Below are 1,099 nucleotides of genomic sequence, written 5' to 3'. Positions count from 1 at the left end.
TGTAAGAGAAAGGGGGTAGGCGGCACCGGGGCGGGCGTCGCCTCGCAGGAGCGGCGCAGCTGGTCGAGGTGGACCAGGCCGGCGCGCATCGCGGCCGGTTCCACGCCGAAGTCGACCAGCGCGACGACCTCGTCGGCGCCCGCGGCCCGCACCTCGTCCACGACGGGCCGCACGCTCTCGGGGCTGCCGATGAGGGCGCGCTGGTCGCAGTAGCGGTCGTAGGCGCGGCGGAACACGACGTCCAGGTCGTCCTCCGTCATCGCCGACAGGTCGACCTGGTGGCCCAGGCTGTTGGCGACGCCGCCGAACAGGGAGAGGGACGCCCGCATGTACCGGGACAGCGGCTCGCGGGCCTCGGCGCGGGCCGCCGCGTGGTCCTCGGCGAGGTAGGTGTGCAGGAGCACGGCGACGTGCCCCGCGTCCGGGTCGAGGCCGTGCTCGGCGCGCGTACGGCGGTAGAGCGCGATGTTCTCGCGGAGCTGGTCGACGCCCTGCGTCATGAGGTTGGTGACGATGCCGAGGTCGTGGCGCGCGGCCAGTTCGTACGAGGCCGGGTTGCCGACCACGGCCGTGTACATGGGCGGGGCGTCCTGCACCGGGCGCGGGAACAGGCGCAGGTCCTGCTCGCCGTCGCCGGTGGTGCGGCGCACGGGGTCGCCGCGCCACAACTGCCGTACCTGGGCGACCTGTTCGTACATCGTCTCCTTGTGGGTGCCGAAGCGCTCGGGGAAGAAGACGAAGTCGTTGGCGTGCCAGCCGCTGGCGCAGCCGATGCCGACGCGGCCCCCGGAGAGGTTGTCGACCATCGACCACTCTTCGGCGACGCGGATCGGGTCGTGCAGCGGCAGGACGACGGAGCCCGCGTTGATGCGGATGCGGTCGGTCTCGCGGGCGAGCGCGGCGGCGAGCACCACCGGGTTCGGGAAGAGGCCGCCGAAGGAGTGGAAGTGCCGCTCGGGGATCCACAGGGAGTGGAAGCCGTTGCGGTCGGCGAAGCGGGCGGTCTCCAGGAGGTGGTCGTACTTGCCGTGCCGGGGCGCCTGCTCGTCCTGCGGGTAGTCCCCGAAGAAGTAGACGCCGAAGTCGAGGGGGCGGGGGC

The 1,099-nt window shown here is 72.6% G+C and carries 1 protein-coding gene; it reads right to left on the bottom strand.

Annotation, left to right across the window (positions count from 1 at the left end):
• Positions 1-1,099 (bottom strand): MupA/Atu3671 family FMN-dependent luciferase-like monooxygenase (locus GKQ77_RS32960; protein WP_219692812.1); only part of this gene is annotated, 1,099 nt, incomplete at both ends.

This window comes from Streptomyces anatolicus (genome assembly GCF_019400875.1).
Lineage (GTDB): Bacteria > Actinomycetota > Actinomycetes > Streptomycetales > Streptomycetaceae > Streptomyces > Streptomyces anatolicus.
The sequence above is the reverse complement of the archived record's forward strand: the minus strand, read 5'-3'. Positions and strand labels throughout refer to the sequence as shown.